13 protein-coding genes are annotated in these 19,070 nt (G+C 70.7%); 10 read left to right on the top strand and 3 right to left on the bottom strand.

Going from position 1 to position 19,070, the window contains the following annotated elements:
- Positions 1-35: 35 nt before the first annotated feature.
- Positions 36-2,732: a LuxR C-terminal-related transcriptional regulator gene (locus tag EGM46_RS00220; RefSeq protein ID WP_125098169.1), complete on the bottom strand. Its 2,697-nt coding sequence runs from the start codon at positions 2,730-2,732 to the stop codon at positions 36-38.
- A 116-nt stretch (positions 2,733-2,848) separates the two neighbouring features.
- Here EGM46_RS00220 and EGM46_RS00215 point away from each other — a divergent pair, with 116 nt between their 5' ends.
- From EGM46_RS00215 to EGM46_RS00200, 4 genes are all read left to right on the top strand, one after another.
- A complete protein-coding gene (locus EGM46_RS00215) occupies positions 2,849-3,727 on the top strand; it encodes an exodeoxyribonuclease III (protein WP_125098168.1) in 879 nt (292 codons plus the stop codon).
- A 63-nt stretch (positions 3,728-3,790) separates the two neighbouring features.
- A complete protein-coding gene (locus tag EGM46_RS00210) occupies positions 3,791-4,660 on the top strand; it encodes an exodeoxyribonuclease III (RefSeq protein ID WP_125098167.1) in 870 nt (289 codons plus the stop codon).
- Between the two features lie 63 nt (positions 4,661-4,723).
- Entirely contained in the window at positions 4,724-5,731 is a 1,008-nt protein-coding gene (gene trpS, locus EGM46_RS00205) for a tryptophan--tRNA ligase (RefSeq protein ID WP_125098166.1), read from the top strand.
- Positions 5,732-6,221: 490 nt separating this feature from the next.
- Positions 6,222-8,132, top strand: coding sequence for a cyanophycinase (locus tag EGM46_RS00200; RefSeq protein WP_125098165.1), 1,911 nt, complete (start codon positions 6,222-6,224; stop codon positions 8,130-8,132).
- 144 nt (positions 8,133-8,276) lie between these two features.
- On the opposite strand, the gene EGM46_RS00195 is transcribed toward EGM46_RS00200, so the two are convergent.
- Both EGM46_RS00195 and EGM46_RS00190 read right to left on the bottom strand, forming a co-directional pair.
- Positions 8,277-9,167 (bottom strand): MurR/RpiR family transcriptional regulator, encoded by an 891-nt coding sequence (locus EGM46_RS00195; RefSeq protein WP_125098164.1) that lies wholly within the window; start codon positions 9,165-9,167, stop codon positions 8,277-8,279.
- Between the two features lie 59 nt (positions 9,168-9,226).
- Positions 9,227-10,429, bottom strand: coding sequence for a M20 family metallopeptidase (locus EGM46_RS00190; RefSeq protein WP_125098163.1), 1,203 nt, complete (start codon positions 10,427-10,429; stop codon positions 9,227-9,229).
- Positions 10,430-10,680: 251 nt separating this feature from the next.
- Here EGM46_RS00190 and EGM46_RS00185 point away from each other — a divergent pair, with 251 nt between their 5' ends.
- From EGM46_RS00185 to EGM46_RS00160, 6 genes are all read left to right on the top strand, one after another.
- A complete protein-coding gene (locus EGM46_RS00185) occupies positions 10,681-11,970 on the top strand; it encodes a cyanophycinase (RefSeq protein WP_125098162.1) in 1,290 nt (429 codons plus the stop codon).
- A 9-nt stretch (positions 11,971-11,979) separates the two neighbouring features.
- Entirely contained in the window at positions 11,980-13,590 is a 1,611-nt protein-coding gene (locus tag EGM46_RS00180) for an ABC transporter substrate-binding protein (protein ID WP_125098161.1), read from the top strand.
- A 93-nt stretch (positions 13,591-13,683) separates the two neighbouring features.
- Positions 13,684-14,634, top strand: a complete 951-nt coding sequence (locus tag EGM46_RS00175) for an ABC transporter permease (protein ID WP_125098160.1) — start codon at positions 13,684-13,686, stop codon at positions 14,632-14,634.
- A 4-nt stretch (positions 14,635-14,638) separates the two neighbouring features.
- Positions 14,639-15,616 carry an ABC transporter permease gene (locus EGM46_RS00170; RefSeq protein ID WP_206427452.1) on the top strand — a complete coding sequence of 326 codons (978 nt, stop codon included), beginning with the start codon at positions 14,639-14,641 and terminating at the stop codon, positions 15,614-15,616.
- Complete coding sequence (locus EGM46_RS00165) at positions 15,613-17,388, top strand: dipeptide ABC transporter ATP-binding protein (protein WP_125098159.1); 1,776 nt, start codon at positions 15,613-15,615, stop codon at positions 17,386-17,388. The genes EGM46_RS00170 and EGM46_RS00165 overlap by 4 nt, the downstream gene beginning before the upstream one ends.
- Positions 17,385-19,067 carry an amidohydrolase gene (locus EGM46_RS00160; RefSeq protein WP_125098158.1) on the top strand — a complete coding sequence of 561 codons (1,683 nt, stop codon included), beginning with the start codon at positions 17,385-17,387 and terminating at the stop codon, positions 19,065-19,067. The genes EGM46_RS00165 and EGM46_RS00160 overlap by 4 nt, the downstream gene beginning before the upstream one ends.
- The last annotated feature ends 3 nt before the right edge of the window (positions 19,068-19,070 follow it).

Here is a 19,070-nt window from a genome sequence, read left to right as displayed (position 1 = left end):
AGGGCCTAATGTACCTGAGGCCTCTGGGTGAGCGCTTAGAGGCGCTGGATCGGATCCGTCGCTCCCCGCGCCTCGGTGGCCCGCGCGCGTGCCGCCCAGACGCGAAGCTCGTCCCTGTTGTCCACCCCCAGTTTGCCGAACACGTTCGACAGGTGGGTCTCGACGGTGCGCGCCGAGATGTGGAGGCGCTCCGCGATGAAGCGGCTGCTGTGCCCCAGCGAGGCGAGGAGCGCGACCTCACGCTCGCGCGCGGTCAGCCCGGCGACGGGCGGCAGCGGGAGCCACACGCCGAGGTCGGCGAGCAGCCGCACCTCCGGCTCGTCGGTGTCCGCCGCGTGCTCACGCGTGCCCGCCGCGATCCGCTCGATGTGCGCGAGGTAGGCGTCGCCGAGTGGCGGGTCGACGGTGCTCGCGATCTGGCGCGCGCGTTCCAGCGAGGCGGCGGGTACCGACCGCGCCTCGAACGCGACGACGTGCAGCGCCTGCAGCTCGATCAGCTCGAGTCCCTGCGCGCTCGCCCACGCCGCGGTGCGCTCGGCCGCAGCGACCACGTCACCGTCGCGCAGCCACTGCCTGGCGCGCAGCGCGAGGATCCGGCGGTGCCCGCCCGCCGCCTCACCGATGCCGCGTGTCCCGAGCTCGCTCGCGCGGAGCGCACGGGCCGCCTCGTCGCGCTCACCGAGCACCGCGAGCGCGAAGGCGAACGCCGCCTGCACGAGCGTCGCGATGCCGTAGCTGTCGTGCCGGCTCAGCCGGTCGATGAGCCGCTCAGCGCTCTGCGCGACGTCCGCCCAGCGCCCCTCCTGCACCGCGATCAGCACCCCGCCAGCCTCGACGAGCCCGGAGTAGTGCGTCTCCGCGTGCGTGTCGGCGGAGGCCTCCGCAGCGAGCTCGTCGAGCACCCGCCGCGACAGCTCGGCGCTGCCACCGACCCAGTGCCCGAGCAGCCAGCAGAACCCCTGCATGTCGACGACATCGGGGCGTGCGCGCGGGCCGAGCCGGCTCAGCCTGCGCGTGTGCTCGGCGTTCGCCGCGGCGCGGCCGAGCGCGCCACGCTGGTCGAGAATCAGCCCGCCGATGGCGCGCGCTGGGGATCGGATCCACTCGTGTTTGAGGTCTGCCGAGACCTCGTCGGAGGGCACCACGAGTGCCGCATCGCCCAGGCGGCCGACGTAGGCGAGCGCTATCGCCTTGCTGCAGCGCACCGCCTCGCGCGCCGATAGTTCATCCGCGTCGAGCCCGGACTCGAGCGCGTCGAGCTGGGCGAGCGCAACATCGACATCGCCCTCGTCGCGCAGCTCCTGCTCGATGATCGTGGTGACGAGCCGCACGCGCATCATGTGCGTCATCCCCGCGACTCGATCGGGATCGCCGAGCAGCCGCCCCACGATGCCGAGCAGCGGCCGGAGCGCCCCCTCGTCGCCGATCAGTCGAGCGGTTCGGCACGCGCGCAGCGCGCCGGCGCCGGCCTGCATCGGATCCGCGTCGGGGTGCAGCGCGACCGCGCGCGCGACGTTGAGCACCAGCCGGGGATCGCCGCCGCGGACCGTCAGTTCGAACGCCGCCCACAGCCAGGAGAACGACAGGTGCTGGCCGCTCTCCACGCCGAACACGACGAGCCGCATGAGCCGCGCCGGGGTGTACACCGGGTCGACACCGCCGAGTCCCTCGGAAAGCACACGAAAGATCTGGTCGTTGAGCTGGATCCGCCGCACGGGCGACATGCCGGTGCGCAGCATCGCGGCGATGAGCGGGTGCCCGGTGAGCAGGGCGAGGCCCTCGGGATGCGGCCGGGACACGACGAGGCCGCGGTCGAACAGCGCGGCGAGCAGCGTCGCGTCGATGCTGCGCAGCAGCGCGGTCTCCGTGACCGGCTCGGCGAGCGCGAGGAGTTCGAGCACCGCGACCTCCTCGCGGGAGCAGGAGCTCAGGATCGCGTGCGCGTAGTCGCCTGGGACGCGATCGATATCGACGGTCGTCCACGCGGCTCCGCGGCTGCGACGCAGCGCGCCGGCACCATCGGCCGAGAGGGCAAGCACCGAGAGGGCGTAACTGCTGCCAGCCGCGATCTCCAGCCAGCGGCGCAGCGTCTCGGCCTCGATCCGGTCAACGCCGAGAAGCGCGCACAGGTACCGCTCCGACTCTTCGCGGCTGAGCGGGGCGATGGAGATCTGCTGGCGCGGCGAGCCGATCCCCAACCGCTCAAGCGCGCCGGTCAGCTGTTTGACCGTGATCACGCCGCGGATGCGCGGGTCGTTGAGGAGGAGCTCAAGCAGGCGGGTGTCGAGCGGCGAGTACCCATCGGCGTTCGCGGCGACGAGCACGGCCTGCTGCTCGTCCGGCAGCGCGAATAAGCCGGCGATCACCCGGTTCGCGATCTCGGCGGCCTCGGTGCGGCCCTCGAGCACCACACCGAAGTGCTCCGCGAAGACGGACGTGTGCCCGCTTGCCGCGTGCGGGGGGTCGGGCAGCTCGACGACGCGAATCGCACCGGCCGCCCGCTCGGCGATGGCGCGCGCGGCGCTTGCGGCGAGCGCCTGGCGGCCGCTGCCGGTCTCGCCGATCAGGAGCACGACGGCGCCCTCCGGTTCGAGCGCCGAGACGACGTGCGCGAGCCGGTCGGGGACCGCTGTGGTGAAGCCGATCCGCTGGCGCTCCTGCAACCCGGTGGTGCCCGCAGCCGACGCGACCCCCTGGGCGGAACCGCCGGTGGTATTTCGCGCATCACCCATGATTACTCCCCCAGACCCCCAAAGTTGGACGCTGATCACACTATTCTCCGGCGAATTCCAGCCATTCCCAAATCACAGTTCCGGCACCCTCAGAGCCCAGCCGCTAGGCTGGCTGCATGCGCATCGCCACCTGGAATGTCAACTCGATCCGCACCCGTTTCGGCCGCGTGGTCGACTGGCTCGTGCGCGAGGACATCGACGTGCTCGCGATGCAGGAGATCAAGTGCCGGCCGGATCAGTTCCCGGTTGAGGCGTTCGAGCAGGCCGGGTACCACCTCGAAATCCACGGCCTGAACCAGTGGAACGGCGTCGCCTTCGCGAGCCGCCACGAGATGACCGACGTCGCGCGCGACTTCGCCGACATGCCCGGCTTCGGCGCTCCCATCAAGGGGCAGGAGGCGGTGCAGGGCACGGGTCCGAACGGCCTGCCGCGCGAGGCGCGCGCGCTCGGGGTCACGGTGGGCGACCTCCGGCTCTGGAGCCTCTACGTGCCGAACGGGCGCGCGCTCGGCGATCCCCATCTCGAGTACAAGCTCGCGTGGCTCGACGCGCTCCGGCGGGACACGGCGCAGTGGCTCGACGAGGATCCCGATCTGCCGCTTGCGCTCATGGGCGATTGGAACATCGCGCCGCTCGACAGCGACATGGGGGATCCGAGCTTCACGCTCGGCGCGTCCACCCATGTCTCGCCGGAGGAGCGCGCGGCGTTCGCAGCGTTCGCCCCGTACGTCGAGGACGTGGTCCGCCCGATCGCTCCGGAGGGCTACACCTTCTGGGACTACAAAGCCGGCCGCTTCCCGAAGAACGAGGGCATGCGGATCGACTTCATCATGGGCTCCAGGGCGTTCGCCGACGCCGTGACCGGCGCGTCGATCGACCGCGAGGAGCGCAAGGGCGACGCCCCGAGCGACCACGTTCCCGTCGTGTGCGAGATCGATCCCTCGCTGCTCGGTGGCACGTTCGTGGACGAGTACGACCGCCCCATGGTGTTCTAGGGATCGCCGCGCACCGCCCGGGATCGCCGCGCCGTGTCGGTGGGCCCGCGTAGACTAGAGGGCATGGTCGAAACCCTGCGCGTCGCGTCCGTCAACGTCAATGGCATCCGTGCTGCCTACCGCAAGGGCATGGGCGAGTGGCTCGCGAATCGCGATGTCGACGTGCTCGCCCTCCAGGAGGTGCGCGCACAGGATGAACACCTTGAGGAGTACCTCGGCAGCCAGGGCTGGCACTGGCTGCACGATCCCTGCGACATCAAGGGTCGCGCCGGGGTGGCCATTGCGAGCCGGATCCCGGCCACCGCACACCGGGTGGGCCTCGGCCCCGCGGATCAGCAGGAGGCGATCCAGTCGTCCGGGCGCTGGCTCGAGGCCGACTTCGACTTCGACGGCACGCCGCTCACCGTCATCTCGAACTACACGCACTCCGGCGAGGTCGATACGCCGCGCCAGGACGCGAAGTGGGCGTTCCTCGACGCCATGGGCGTGCGCATGGACGAGCTGGCCGCGGAGCGCGAGTTCGTGACCATCGTTGGCGACTTCAACGTTGGGCACCGCGAGTTCGACATCAAGAACTGGAAGGGCAACGTCAAGCGTGCCGGCTTCCTGCCCCGCGAGCGCGCCTACTTCGACCGCTTCTTCGGGGAGCGCGGCGCGGCGATCACCGGCGTCGACGGCTCCGAGGGCACCGGCCACGGCTGGGCGGACGTAGGTCGGCGCTGGGCCGGTGAGGTCGATGGCCCCTACACGTGGTGGTCCAACCGCGGCCAGGCGTTCGACAACGACACGGGCTGGCGCATCGACTACCACGTCGTCACGCCGCAGCTCGCCGAGCGCGTCACCGACTACACGATCGACCGCGCGGCCTCCTACGCCGAGCGCTGGTCGGATCACGCGCCCGTCGTCGTCGACTACCGCCTCGGCGCCGCGTAGGCGCACGGCCGCCGCGCCGACCTTCTCCCTGTCACCCTCAACTTCCCGGGAACCTCACACCTCATGAACGCCACACCCAAGCCCGTCCTGTTTTCCGGCATGCAGCCGTCGAGCGATTCGCTGCACCTCGGCAACTACATTGGCGCGCTCAACCAGTGGACCCAGATGCAGGAAGACTTCGACGCGTTCTTCTGCGTGGTGAACCTTCACGCCATCACTGTTCCGCAGGATCCCGCGGAGCTCGCCGCGCGCACCCGGCGCACGGCGGCGCAGTACATCGCGGCGGGCATCGACCCGACCAAGTCGACGCTCTTCGTGCAGTCGCACGTGCCGGCGCACGCCGAGCTCGCCTGGGTGCTGAACACGCTCACCGGCTTCGGTGAGGCCAGCCGCATGACCCAGTTCAAGGACAAGTCGCAGCGATTCGGGGCGGACACGGCCTCAGTTGGCCTGTTCACCTACCCGATCCTCATGGCCGCCGACATCCTGCTGTACCAGACGGCGTCGGTGCCGGTTGGCGAGGATCAGCGCCAGCACGTCGAGCTCACCCGCGATCTCGCGGCGCGCTTCAACCACCGCTTCGGCGAGACGTTCGTGGTGCCGGAGGCGCAGATCCAGAAGGAAACCGCGAAGATCTACGATCTGCAGGACCCGACCTCCAAGATGTCGAAGTCCGCGGAGACCGAGGCCGGGCTGATCAAGGTGCTCGACCCCGCGAATGTGACGAAGAAGAAGATCATGCGCGCGATCACCGACGCGGACGGTGAGATTCGCTTCGATCGGCAGGCGAAGCCCGGCGTCTCGAATCTGCTGACCATCTACTCGGTGCTGAGCGGCGAGTCGATCGCCTCGCTCGAGTCCGAGTACGCCGGCCGCGGCTACGGCGACCTGAAGAAGGGCCTCGTCGACGTGGTGGAGGCCGGCCTCGGCCCCGTGCGCGAGCGCACGGAGGAGCTGCTCGCCGACCCCGCAGAGCTCGACCGGCTCCTCGCGGGGGCCGCCGAGCGCGCCAACGAGGTGGCAAACCGCACCGTCGCCGCGGTGTACGAGCGGATCGGCCTGCTGCGCTAGTTCGCGGGCTCTCCGCCCCGGCCCCGGGGCTCGGGCCTGCGCCTGCGCCTGCGCCTGCGCCTGCGCCTGCGCCTGCAGGGTAGGTTCCCCGCGCGCGGGCAGCTTTCCCGCGCAGGCGACCTGCCCGCGGGGCGGAAGCCTACCCTGCAGCCCGTTGAGGCCGCGCGTACCCACCGACCTCGCGCATACCCACCGACCTCGCGCGCATTAATCGAGCGCGGCAGCTTTGCCGCGAAGATGGGCTCGCTCTCGAGAAATGAGCAGGTTCCCCGCGCGGGGGCGGGCTTCCCCGCGCGGGTGACTGCCCTCCCGGCGGAACGCTACCCCACGGAGTGGGGTCGGGGTAAGCACGGGGGGGGAGCGCGGGGCGAGTAGGAGGCTGGCCCAGGACGAGTGCGCGCCTCAAACTGGAACAGACGTTTCCGAATCGCTCGTGTATTCTGAGCATGAAACATTCACGCCAGAATCCTCGACGACGAGACGGGACGCAATGACGCATCACACCCTCCGCCCAGCCCACCGGTGGCGCGGCGCACTCCTCACCGCACTGCTCACCACCGGCATGATCGGCGGGAGCGCCGCCGCAGCCACCGCCGCCCCGGATCCCACCCCCGCCGCACCAACGGCAGCCGGCCACGTCGTGCTCATCGGCGGCGGCGTCGAGCCAGGGGATACGGTCAGCGAAGACATCATCGAGCAGATCGCCGAGCTGGGCCGCACCGCACACGGCGCGGAGCGCGCACGGGTCGCCATCGTCACCGCCTCATCGGTTCCGGCGGCCACCCCCGCCAAGGCCGCGGACGCCGACAACGAGGACAACGCAACGGCCAACGGGATCTACTACGCGCGCTGGTTCGCCAAGCACGGGCTCGACACCTATCCGGTACCCATCGATATGACCCCCGGCGAAGACTACCCGGGAGACCCGTATAGCGCCGACAACGCGCACTCGGAAGCGGTCGCCGCGGAGATCCGCAACTCGGACATCGTGTACTTCGGCGGCGGCGACCAGACCCGCTACCTCCGGGCGCTGTTCACGTGCACGCCGGCCCCCAACGAGGCGTACACCGACTGCGCGGACACCGTCGTGATGAACGCCATCCGCACCGTGCTCGACCGCGGCGGAGTCGTCGCTGGCTCGAGCGCTGGCCTCGCGATCCAGCAGGGCGCTGACATGATTTCGGGAGGCGACCCCTACGTGTCCTGGCGTGACGGCGCGGTCGCGGGCAGCTTCGACGGTGACGAGCTCGGCTACATTCCGGCCGGCGGTTTCGGCTTCTTCACCGAGGGCACACTCGACTCGCACTTCGCACGCCGCGACCGGCAGCCCCGCGTTGTTCGCCTCGCGCTCGACACCGGCCACGAGCACGCGTTCGGCGTCGAGGAGAACACCGCGCTCGTCGTCGATCGCGCCGAGCGCACCGGAACGGTGATCGGTGCGCTCGGCGCTACCATGCTCGATGTGAGCGACGCCCAGCAGGTCGGCCCGAACGCCGCCGGCGTGCGCTACTCCTACTTCGGCCCCGGATCGACGATCGACTTCGCCACCGGGCAAATCGCCCTGACTGGCGAGGTGCGCTCCGGCGCGGGAACCGCAGCTCCGCCCGCCGCACCGACCGACATCTGGGGCTCCTACGAGTGCGAGGGAGACATCTTCGGTACGCTCACCCTCGCGCAGGAGCTCGTGCGCTCCACCGCGGACCGCGGGCACGGCGACACCTGCGACACCCCGGTGGAGGCCCCGCGCTTCCGCACCACGTTCACGCGGGACACGGACACACGCTGGACCGAGGACGGAAGCTTCACCGACCTGCTCATGACCATCTCCGAGATCCCCGGGCTCAGCGCCAGCGCGGCAGTCACGCTCGTCACCGGTGCGGGATCAGGCGCGAGCTTTGAGACCGGGTCGGTCGTCGACGTCGCCGTGACGGTGACCAACACCGGCGGCACCGAGCTCACCGGGGTGGGACTTGCGGCATCAAACTCGGCTGCAGCCCGAGCGGCAGCGCCCGCGCTCGCGCCCGGCGCATCGACGGTGCTGCACGTACAACACACCGTGACCACCGGATCCCAGACCGTTTCGGCCACGGTGTCCGGCACCCCCGGCATCGCCGGGATCACGGACCTTGGCGTGGATCCCGCCTCGGCGGAAGCTTCCGTGACGCTCACCGGCACCCCGCGGCAGACCGACCCGGGCACTGATCCCGGCACGGATCCGGGCACCGATCCAGGCACCGATCCCGTGACGAAGCCCGGCGGCACGCCGAGCGTCGCCCCCGCGCAGCCGACCGCCCTCGCCGCAACCGGCGCGAGCGAGCCGTTCTCGGCGCTCGGGATAGGAGCCGCGCTGCTGCTCGCAGGGGCCGCACTGACGCTCACGCTGGCGCGCCGCCGCGCGTAGCTCCGCCGCGCGCGAAACGCGACTCGCGCCCCGCCCAGATCGCGCGCATTGATCGAGAGAAGCAGCTTCTACGCGCAAATGCGCTCGCTCTCGAAAAATGCGCGCGAGCCGGGCGCGCGAGCCGGGCGCGCCCCCGCGACATCGCTAGAGCAGCTCGAGCTCCTGCGCGGTGCGCTCGATGCCCTCCATGCGCTCGCGCGCTGGCGCCCCGATCCGCGTCAGCGTCGCCTCGAACAGCGCCTCGATGAGCGCCATCACCGGCACGACCGAGTCGAACGGCCCGCGCTCCGACGCCACGCTGGTGAGCACCGTGTCGGCGTCGCTCGCGCACGGCGACACCCACTTATCGGTGACGAGCACCACCGTGGCTTTGTGCGCCTTCGCGTGCTGCACGAGGTGGCGCGTCTCGCTCTCGTAGCGGCGGAAATCGAACGCGATGAGCACGTCTTTCGCGTCGAACCCGACCACGGCAGCCGCGCGCACGCTCGCCATCTGCGGCACCATGTGCACCGCGCCGCGCAGCTGCTGCAGGCTCGCGGCGAAGTACTCGGCGAGGAACATGCTGTAGCGCCCGCCGACCAACCAGATCCGGCGCTTCGGATCGGCGAGCGCGCTCACCGTGGTCGAAAAGTCGTGCTCCGCGAGGCCGCCGAAGGTGGCGCGCAGGTTGTCGACGGTGGGCTCGGCGAGCGCGGCGAGGTCGTCGGGGTGCGGGGGCCGCTGGTCGGCGTTGGTGCGCGCGTAGAGCGCCGCGGGTGAGGCGCTGCGCTGCTCGAGCTCCTCGCGCAGTGCGCGCTGGAAGTCGGGAAAGCCTCCGTAACCGAGCTTGGTGGTGAAGCGCACGACCGTCGCCCCGCTCACCCCGGCGATCTCAGCGAGGCCGGCGACGCTCTCGAAGCCGGCCGCGGGGTATGCCGCGAGCAGCGCGCGCGCCACCTTGCGCTCCCCCGGGGTGCACTCCCCCAGCCGTTCGCGGATGCGCGCAGCTGGCGAGTCTCCCTCGGAGTCGGGCTGCGCGTCAGACTGATCGGCCATCCGCTCCTCTTCCCTCCGCGTTGCTGCGTGTCCTCGAAACCCTATCGAGCCGAGCGGGATCAAACAATCTCCGACGCCGCGCCGATGTCCGCGATGAGGGTGCCGAGGAGTGCGACGCGCTGCGGCACGGAGGCGAGGTCGAGCCACTCGGTTTCGGAGTGGTCGCCGCCGCCGACGGGGCCGAGCCCGTCGAGGGTGGGCACCCCGCGCGCGGCGATGCGGTTCGCGTCGGATACCCCGCCGGTGCGCGCGAGGCCGGGGCTGAGGCCCAGCGTGCCGGCGATCGCGACGGCGCGCGCGGCGAGCGCCGCGCCGCCAGCGCTCTCCTCCATGGGCGGGCAGTGCTCAATGCTCGCGATCTCGATGGTGGTCCCCGCCGTCCGGGGTGCGGCGACGCGTGCGCGGATCTGCGCGAGCGTGTGCTCGAGGTCTGCCGCGACCGTCGCACGCACCTCAACGTGCAGCGAGGCGTGATCCGGCACGATGTTCAGCCGCTCGCCAGCGCGCAGCACGCCGACGTTGACGGTCACCCCGGACGCGGGATCGGCGAGCCCCTGCAGGAAAAGGGTCAGGTGCGCGGCCTCGACCCCGGCGTGGGCCCCGCGCTCCGGCTCGATGCCCGAGTGCGCGGCTTTGCCCTGCACGACGAGCTCGAGGTCGGCGACGCCCTTGCGCGCGGTGACGAGGTCGCCGTTCTCGCGCGCGCACTCCATGCACAGCGCGGCGTCAGCCCCCGCACTGGCGGCGCGCAGCACGCCGGCGCCGAACGGCGATCCGACCTCCTCGTCCGGCGTGAAGACGAGCACGAGCTCGCCGTAGGTCTCGGCGCCGAGCGCGCTGAGGTGCGCCGCGGCGTGGAGGCTCGCGATCACACCGGCCTTGTCGTCGGTGACGCCCGGCCCGCGTCCGTGGCCGCGCTCGTCGACGCGGAAGGGACGCGCGGCGGCGTCCCCGGCGGCGAAGACGGTGTCCATGTGCGCGAACAGGAGGATCCGCTTTGCGCCGGTGCCGGCCCGCGTGGCGACGAGGGCGTCGCCCCAGGCCCCGCTCGGGTCGGTGTGCCGTGCGACCGAGAACCCGAGCTCAGCGAGTCGGCGCTGCACCCAGTCGGCCACGCGGTTCACGCCGGCGGCGTCGTCCGAGCCCGAGTCGATCGCCACGAGCTCGGCGAGGTCGCGCTCGTACTCCGGCTGGGCGGCGCGCGCGGCGTCGGCGAAGCGGGCGGCGAGCGTGGTGGGGAGCTCACGTACGGAGGTGTTCATTGCAGATCTCGTTCCAAGTACCTGGGGGATCCCGTCCGAGCGGTGCGCGCGGAGCGTGGGGTGCGGGGCAGGGCCTGCGCGACGTCTCCCCGCCGCGGCTCATCGATGAGACGCTGCGGGATGGTCACCGGCACGAGAACACTATCTCGAAATCGCCAAATTATGAAATGAATGTTGCAGTTCTTGCAGCAATGGTGAATTTGTGAAATGATTTCGATCACTTCATCGACGAGGCCTCGGAAAGGGAAACCGTGAACGCGCACGCTCCAGCTGATCCACACGCGGATTCCGCGATCCCGCTCGACGGCCCGTCTCAGCGCCCCGCTGGCACCCTGGTCCTGATCGGCGGCGCGCTCGATGAGCACGCCGGCATCCTCTCACGGATCGTCGCCCTCGCTGACGCCCGCCGCGGCAGCGGCGCCCCGCGCATCGCAATCCTCACGACCGCGTCCGAGCCGGCACCCTCCGCCGCGGCCTCCGCCGACCCGAGCCTCGAGAACGACGCGGCGGACGGGCAGTACTACGTCGAGCTGTTCACCCGACACGGCGCCACCGGGCTCCCGATCCCCGTCGGCGCGAGCAGCGCGCCGCCCTACGCTGGCGCCGCCTACCACGCGGGTCGCGCCAGCGATCCGGAGGTCGCCGAGCTCGTCCGCAGCGCCGACGCGGTGTTCCTGGGCGGCGGGGACCAGAGCCACTACGTGCGCGCACTGTTCACGCACGATCCGGCGGGCGCTGCCACCCGCACCGAGACGCCGGTGCTCACCGCGATCCGCGAGGTGCTGGATCGCGGTGGCGTCATCGCGGGCACCAGCGCGGGGCTCGCCGTGCAGCAGGGCGCATTCATGGTGACGGGCGGCGCGGACATCCACACCGCGTGGGCGCACGGCGCCGCCCCCGGAACCGACCGCGAGATCGACGGCCGCGAGGCGCTGAGCTACGACCCGGTGGGCGGGCTCGGCCTGTTCACGGAGGCGCTCCTCGACTCGCACTTCTCCGAGTGGGGGCGGCCAGCACGCGCGGTTCGCCTCGCGCGCGACACCGCGCAGCGGCGCTGCATCGGCGTCGACGAGCACACGGCGTTCGTCTACGATCGCGCCACGCGCGTTGCCGAGGTGCTCGGGGATCGCGGCGTCTCCTTCCTCGATCTCGACGGCGCGGAGGGCCGCGGCGACTCCGTGCTCGGCACACGCTGGAGCTACCTCGTGCCGGGCGACCGACACGACTTCGCCACCGACGTCACGGTGCGCGGCACGCAGCCCGCTGGGCTCGGCCTCGATCCCGATCCCGATCTCGATCCCGCGGGCGCCGCGCCCTCCGCGGCTGGCGACATCTGGGCCGACGACGGGAGCCGCCCGCTCCTCGCACTCGCCCAGCGCCTGCTCGCGTCGCCCGACAGCACCGCGCGCGGCGAAAGCGCCGAGGATCGCACGCCGCGCTACCGGACCTCGCTGCACCGGGACGAGCGCACCATCGCGTTCCCCACCGGCGGTTTCGCCGAGCTCATTCTTTCCATCACTCCCACCCATCCGACTCACTAGGAGCCACACATGTTCACTCCAGCACCACTTCCACGCCGCGCACGCGCACTGCGCCGCGTGGGCAGCGCGACCGCGGCCATCGCGGTGGGCGCGCTCGTGCTCGCCGGCTGCGCGTCCGGCGAATCCGGCGGTGGCGACGAGGCGAAGAACATCGTCAACCTCGTCACGCCGGCGCAGCCCGAGAGCCTCGACCCGCAGATCTCCACCGACTCGATCATGGGCGAGATCACCGGCCCCATCTTCGAGACGCTCGTCACCGCCGACGAGGATCTCCAGGTGCAGCCGATGCTCGCGGAATCGTACGAGGTCAGTGACGACGCGCTCGAGTACACGTTCCACCTCCGCGAGGGCGTGAAGTTCCAGGACGGCAGCGAGCTCAACGCTGACGATGTGGTTGCGTCGATGAACCGCTGGACGCGGGTGTCCGTCGCGGCGCAGGAGGCGTTCGCCGGATCCGAGTGGACGAAGGTCGACGACTCGACCGTCACGATGACCGTCACCTCCCCGAGCTTCCTGCACCTGCTCTACCTCTCCCAGGTGTCCACCGCCTACCCGGCGATCCTCCCCTCCGAGGTGCTCGACAAGGTGGGCGATGGCCCCATCGAGGCGATCGAGGACATCGTGGGCACCGGCCCGTACCAGCTCACCGAGTGGGACGCTGACCAGAAGATCGTCATCGAGAAGTGGGACGACTACCAGTCGGTCGACGCGCCCTCGAGCGGCCGCGCTGGCGCGAAGGACGCGACGCTCTCCGAGGTGGTCTTCAACTTCGTTCCCGACGCGTCGACCCGCACCCTCGGCCTGCAGTCCGGCCAGTACGACGCGACGACGGAGCTCCCGTTCGACAGCCTCGACCAGTTCGCCGACGACGAGAATCTCACCCTCGACACCTACATGGTTGGCCCGATCAACCTCGTCTACAGCGATGATGCGTCGAGCCCGTTCTCGAAGGTGGAGAACCGCCAGGCCATCAACACGGGGCTCGATCGGGATCCGATCATGCTCGCCGCGGTGGGTTCGAAGGACCTGTACGACCTCGTGCACCACAACATGACCCTCGGCCAGAAGGCGATCTGGGACACCGAGGTCGGCAAGGCCGATTTCAACCAGGCCGATGTCGCGAAGGCGAAGCAGATGCTCGCCGACGGCGGGTACACGGGTGAGCCCGTGACCGTGCTCGCGAACAAGGACTACTCGGAGGCCTACAACTCGGCCGTCGTGGTCGTCGAGCAGCTGAAGGGCATGGGCGTCGACGCCACCCTCGACGCGTACGAGTGGGGCGCATTCAGTGAGAAGTACCGTGAGCGCCGCGACGAGTGGGATCTCGTGGTGTTCCCCTTCGGCACCGAGCTTGACCCCACGCAGACGATCGGCTTCCTGCCGACGCGCGCCGGCTACTTCGACGGGCCCGAGCTGCAGCAGCTGCTCGCCGACTTCCGCGGCGCTCCGACGCAGGCCGAGGCGAGCGCGCTCTTCAGCGACATGCAACAGTGGATCGAGGACACGCGCCCGATGAGCCGCATCGGTGACGCGCACAACGTGTACGCCGCCAACAAGGATCTGGAACTCGCCTGGTTCGACGGCCACTTCACGTGGTGGAACGCGCACTGGAAGAACTAGCCGAGCCGTTCCTCCCCTCTCGTGTGGCCGCGCCCAGCCTGGCGCGGCCACACGCACCCACCCCCCCGCCCCGAAACCGATCCCGGAACGCCGATGCTTCGATTCATTCTCCGCAGGCTCCTGAGCCTCATCCCCGTGCTGTTCGTGGTGTCGGTGGTGATCTTCTCGCTCATCCACCTCACGCCGGGTGATCCCGCACGCCGGATCCTCGGCGAGAAGGCCTCCGACGAGCAGGTCGCCGCCCTGCACGCCACCATGGGCCTCGACCAGCCGATCGTGATGCAGTACCTGAAGTGGGTCGGCGGCGTCTTCACCGGCAACCTCGGCGACTCCTACTTCCTCCGCAAGAGCGTGGTGGAGGCCATCAGCGATAACGCGGTGCCCACCATTCAGCTCGCCCTCATCGCGATCATCGTCGCGATCCTGCTCTCCGTCCCCTTCGGCACCATCGCCGCGCGCTTCCGCGGCGGCAAGTTCGACAAGATGGTCACGGGTTTCACCCTGCTCGGCATGACGGTGCCGAGCTTCGTGCTCGCCATCGGCATGATGCTGCTCTTCGGACTCACCCTGCGCTGGCTCCCCATCTCCGGCTACGTCAACCCGTTCGAGGACTTCGGGGAGGGGCTGAAAACGCTGCTCATGCCGGGAATCGCACTCGGCGCGATCACCGCAGCGCTCATCACGCGCACCACGCGCGCCGCGGTGCTCGACGTGCTGAACGCCGACTACATCGACGCCGCACGCTCGCGTGGCGTCGCCGAACGCCGCCTCCTCTTCGGCCACACCCTGAAGAACGCAAGCCTCCCGATCCTCACCATCGTCGGCCTCTCGCTCGGCGGCCTCGTCACCGGGGCGGCGGTCACGGAGACGATCTTCAACATCCCCGGGCTCGGGCAGTTGCTCGTCACCTCGATCTCGCGGCGCGACTACCCGGTGATCCAGGGCGTCATCCTCTTCATCACCCTCATCTACCTGCTCACGAACCTGCTCATCGACCTGCTCTACGGCATCGTCGACCCGCGGGTGCGCGTTGGAAAGGCCTGAGCGCATGACCGCACCCAGCCAGCAGAATGCCCCTGCCCCCAGCACCACGGTGCTGTCCATGCAGCCGGCGCAGCCACCCAACACCCTGTGGCGCCGCGCGCTCAGCAACACCGGGTTCATGACGGGGGTGCTCATCATCCTCGCGATCTTCGTGATCTCGTACGTGCTCCCGCCGCTCATGCACCTCGACCCCTACGCCGTCGACCCGGCCAACCGGCTCACGCCGCCGTCGGCCGAGCACATCTTCGGCACCGACAACTTCGGGCGCGACCTCTTCGCGCGCATCATCTCCGGCGCGTCGACGTCGCTGCTCGTCGGCTTCGTCGTCGCACTCGTGAGCGGCGTCATCGGCACGCTGATCGGGATCCTGGCCGTGTTCAACTCGGTCCTCGACGCGATCCTGATGCGCATCTGCGACGGGCTCATGGCTATTCCGGCGATCCTGCTCGCCGTCGCGCTCGCCGCGGCGCTCGGCCCGAGCGTCACGAACCTCGTGATCGCGCTCGCGATCGTCTACACGCCGGGAATCGCGCGACTCGTGCGGGCGCGCGCGCTCGCCGTGAGCTCCGAGACCTTCGTCACCGCGAGCACGATGCAGGGCGGCGGGATGTTCCACATCATGCTGCGCCACATCCTGCCGAACGTGATGTCGGTGCTCGTGGTGCAGGCCACCTTCACGTTCGCCGAGTCCGTCATCACTGAGGCGGCGATGAGCTTCCTCGGGGCCGGCGTCCCAGCGCCGCACGCGAGCTGGGGCAACATTCTCTACGACGGCAAGTCGGTCATCATGCAGGCGCCGCAGATGATCCTCATCACGGCCGGCTTCCTCGTGATCACCGTCCTCGCACTCAACCTCATCGGCGATGGGCTCCGCGACCTCGTCGACCAGCGCTCGCGCGCCGCGCTCGGACGGCCGGGGATCTTCGCCCGCATGGTCTCCGTGTTCGCGCCGGGACGCATGAAGAAGGAGTTCCAGGCATGACCGCCTCGACCGCACCCACCGCCCAGCCCTCGGCGGGCGCCGCAGCGCTCCCGCTCGAGATCGACCGGCTGACGCTCAACATCGACACCCCGCACGGCACGGTCCACGCGGTGAACGACGTGTCGCTCACCGTCGAGCCGGGCGAGATCCTCGCCATTGTGGGCGAGTCGGGATCCGGCAAGACGCTCACCGCGCGCGCAGTGCTCGGCCTGTTCCCGCCGCACACGCGGCGCTCCGGCGTCGTAATGCTGTCGGGAACCGACGTGCTGAGCGCGTCGGACGCCGAGCTGCAGGAGCTGCGCGGCAACCGCGCCGCCATGATCTTCCAGGAGCCCTCGACGGCGCTGAACCCCGTGTTCACGATCGGGTGGCAGCTCGAGGAGGGGCTCAGAGCGCACGGGATGACGGATCGCGCCGAGCGCCGCGCACGCGCCATCGAGATGCTGCGCGCCGTCGGCATCCCCGAGCCCGAGCGCCGCATCGGCGACTACCCGCACCAGTTCTCAGGCGGGCAGAAGCAGCGCATCGTCATCGCAATGGCACTCGCGCTGCGGCCGCGCGTCATCATCGCCGACGAGCCGACCACCGCGCTCGACGTCACCGTGCAGGCGGAGATTCTCGACCTGCTGCGCGAGTGCCGCGACCAGTTCGGCGCCTCCATCGTGCTCATCACACACAACATGGGTGTCGTGGCCGACCTCGCCGACCGCGTCGCGGTGATGTACCGCGGCGACCTCGTCGAGGAGGCCCCCGTCGCCGAGCTCTTCGCTCACCCGCGCGAGGAGTACACGAAGCAGCTGCTCGCCGCGGTGCCGCGGCTCGGCGCGGGTGGCCGGCTCACCGCAGCCGCGGTCGCGCCGCAGGCGGACGCTGACACCAGCGCGGGATCCGGCACCGCTCCGGCCGCGGGATCCGGTGCAGCGGACGCCGCGGTGGCGCTCTCCGCCGTCGACGTCGTGTACACGAGCGGCTTCGGCACCCACCCGGTGCGCGCGGTGCGCGGGGTGGACCTCACCATCGCGCGCGGCGAGGTGCTCGGCCTCGTCGGCGAATCCGGATCGGGCAAGTCCACCATCGGCCGCGCGATCGGCGGGCTGGAGACCATCGGGGCGGGCTCACTGCAGGTCTTCGGCGCCGAGCTGACCACGCTGAAGCGCCGCGAGCTGCGCGCGCTGCGCCGCAGGATCGGCTTCGTGTTCCAGGATCCCGCAGCGTCCTTCAACTCGTTCATGACCGTTGAGCAGTGCATCACCGAGCCGATGCGCATCCACCGCGTCGGTGGCGGCAAACGGGAGCAGCGCGCACGCGCGATCGAGCTGCTCGACGCGGTCGAGCTGCCGGCGTCCTACGCGGACCGCCACCCGTTCGAACTCTCGGGCGGCCAGCGCCAGCGCGTTGGCCTCGCACGCGCCCTCGCGCTGCACCCCGAGCTCGTCATCGCTGACGAGCCGACGAGCGCGCTCGACGTCTCCGTGCAGGCGAAGGTGCTCGACATCTTCGCTGGCCTGCAGCGCGAGCTGGGGTTCGCCGCGCTGTTCATCAGCCACGACCTCGCCGTGGTCGAGCTGCTCGCGCACCGCGTCGGCGTGCTCAAGCAGGGCGAGCTCGTCGAGCTCGGCCCCACCGAGCGCGTGCTCCACGCACCGCAGCACGAGTACACGCAGCGACTCATCGCCGCGGTTCCGGTGCCCGATCCGGTGGTGCAGCGTCAGCGCCGCGCGGCCGGTGCCGAGTACGAACACCCGATCCTGCTGAGCGAGGAGCCCGCATGAGCGCGCACGGAACACACCCCGCACACGCCCCGGCAGCCCAGCTCCGCGCTGGCCAGGTCCGCGCCGACATCGTGCTCCTCGGCGGGCGCGTGCGCACGGGCCTCGGCGCGGACGCCGACCGGCCCGAGCTGCAGGCGGTCGCCGTGAGCGGGCGGCGCATCGCCGCCGTCGGCACCCGCGCGGACGCCGCCGGCTGGGACACGACGGACGCCGAGGTGATCGAGCTCGGCGACGCGACCATCACCGCCGGCTTCGTCGACGCGCACGTGCACCCGCTCTCGGGGGCCGAGTCACGGCACCGCGCGCTGCTGCTGCACGACTGCGACAGCATCGCCGAGGTGGCCGAGCGCATCGCCTCCTTCGCTGCCGAGCTCGGCCCCGATGAGTGGGTGCGCGGCTTCGGGCTGTCCTTCGACCTGTTCGTCGGCGAGGAGATCACGAACGCCCCGTTCGCCGACGCCTTCGGCGGGCGCCCCGGCTATCTGCTGCTGTTCGACGGGCACTCCGTGATCGCGAGCCCGCGCGCGCTGGAGCTCGCCGGCATCGATGGCCCGCGCGACTTCGGCAACAACTCGTCGATCGAGTGCGACGCCGCCGGCGTGCCGACTGGCTACCTCATCGAGTCCGACGCCGAGCTGCTCGTCACCGACCTCTACCCGCGCATGCCGTTCGCGGAGCGCGTCGAGGCGGTGCGCGAGAAGCTCGCCGAGTTCGCCGCAACCGGATACACCTCCCTCCACCAGATGAACATGGAGGAGGGCGACATCGAGGTGCTGCGTGCGCTCGAGGAGACGGGCGAGTTGCCCGTGCGCGTGCGTGTTTCGCCGCTCTGGCGCGCCTCCGAGCCCTGGGCGCAGACCCTCCGCCGCATGATCGACCTGCAGGGCGTCGGCGGCCGGCGGTGGCAGGTCGAGGGCGTGAAGTTCATGCTCGACGGCAGCATCGACAACGGCTCGGCGTGGCTGTTCGAGGCGGACACGCGCGGCGGCGGGCTCGAACCCTACTGGGTGCCGAGTGAGCGGTTCACCCAGACCATCCACGCGCTCGCGGAGAACGGGGTGCCGAGTGCGACGCACGCGATTGGGGATCGGGCCGTCGAGTTCGTGCTCGACGCCGTCGCTTCGATCCCGGAGCACGCGCGCGGGGTCACCCACCGGATCGAGCACATCGAAACGATTCCCGACCACCTCGTCCCGCGCTTCGCGGAACTCGGCGTCCCCGCCAGCATGCAGCCGATCCACGCGTTCGCGCAGCGCCCGGACGGCTGCGACATGTGGACCACGCTGCTCGGCCGCGGCTCGGAGCGCGCGGCGAACGGCTGGCGCATCGCCGATCTCGACGCCGCTGGCGCGATCGTGGCGCTCGGCTCGGACTGGCCGGTCGAGGAGTTCGATGCACGCCGCGTGTTCGCCGCGAACGTGACCCGCCGCAGGCACGGCTCGGACGCGCCGGCCGTCGACGCGCACCAGGCGCTCTCCCGCGAGCGGACCCTCGTCGCGATCACCCGCGGCCCGTGGGCCGCGATCGATCGCCCGCAGGATGGGGTGGTTGCCGCGGGGGCGATCGCAGACCTCGCCGTGTTCCGCGAGGACCCGCTGAGCGCCGCGCCCGAGCGCTTCGCGGAGGCAGAGGTGCTGCTCACGGTGGTGAACGGCGCGGTCGCCCACCGGGTACCGTAGCGA

The organism is Leucobacter chromiireducens (genome assembly GCF_003917135.1).
Lineage (GTDB): Bacteria > Actinomycetota > Actinomycetes > Actinomycetales > Microbacteriaceae > Leucobacter > Leucobacter chromiireducens_A.
This window is presented reverse-complemented; position numbering and strand designations above follow the sequence as displayed.

What these genes read in the sequence shown, in the direction of transcription:
- EGM46_RS00220 (WP_125098169.1), bottom strand. Translation starts at nt 2,732, where the DNA reads ATGGGTGATGCGCGAAATACCACCGGCGGTTCCGCCCAGGGGGTCGCG.
- EGM46_RS00215 (WP_125098168.1), top strand. Translation starts at nt 2,849, where the DNA reads ATGCGCATCGCCACCTGGAATGTCAACTCGATCCGCACCCGTTTCGGC.
- EGM46_RS00210 (WP_125098167.1), top strand. Translation starts at nt 3,791, where the DNA reads ATGGTCGAAACCCTGCGCGTCGCGTCCGTCAACGTCAATGGCATCCGT.
- trpS (WP_125098166.1), top strand. Translation starts at nt 4,724, where the DNA reads ATGAACGCCACACCCAAGCCCGTCCTGTTTTCCGGCATGCAGCCGTCG.
- EGM46_RS00200 (WP_125098165.1), top strand. Translation starts at nt 6,222, where the DNA reads ATGACGCATCACACCCTCCGCCCAGCCCACCGGTGGCGCGGCGCACTC.
- EGM46_RS00195 (WP_125098164.1), bottom strand. Translation starts at nt 9,167, where the DNA reads ATGGCCGATCAGTCTGACGCGCAGCCCGACTCCGAGGGAGACTCGCCA.
- EGM46_RS00190 (WP_125098163.1), bottom strand. Translation starts at nt 10,429, where the DNA reads ATGAACACCTCCGTACGTGAGCTCCCCACCACGCTCGCCGCCCGCTTC.
- EGM46_RS00180 (WP_125098161.1), top strand. Translation starts at nt 11,980, where the DNA reads ATGTTCACTCCAGCACCACTTCCACGCCGCGCACGCGCACTGCGCCGC.
- EGM46_RS00175 (WP_125098160.1), top strand. Translation starts at nt 13,684, where the DNA reads ATGCTTCGATTCATTCTCCGCAGGCTCCTGAGCCTCATCCCCGTGCTG.
- EGM46_RS00170 (WP_206427452.1), top strand. Translation starts at nt 14,639, where the DNA reads ATGACCGCACCCAGCCAGCAGAATGCCCCTGCCCCCAGCACCACGGTG.
- EGM46_RS00165 (WP_125098159.1), top strand. Translation starts at nt 15,613, where the DNA reads ATGACCGCCTCGACCGCACCCACCGCCCAGCCCTCGGCGGGCGCCGCA.
- EGM46_RS00160 (WP_125098158.1), top strand. Translation starts at nt 17,385, where the DNA reads ATGAGCGCGCACGGAACACACCCCGCACACGCCCCGGCAGCCCAGCTC.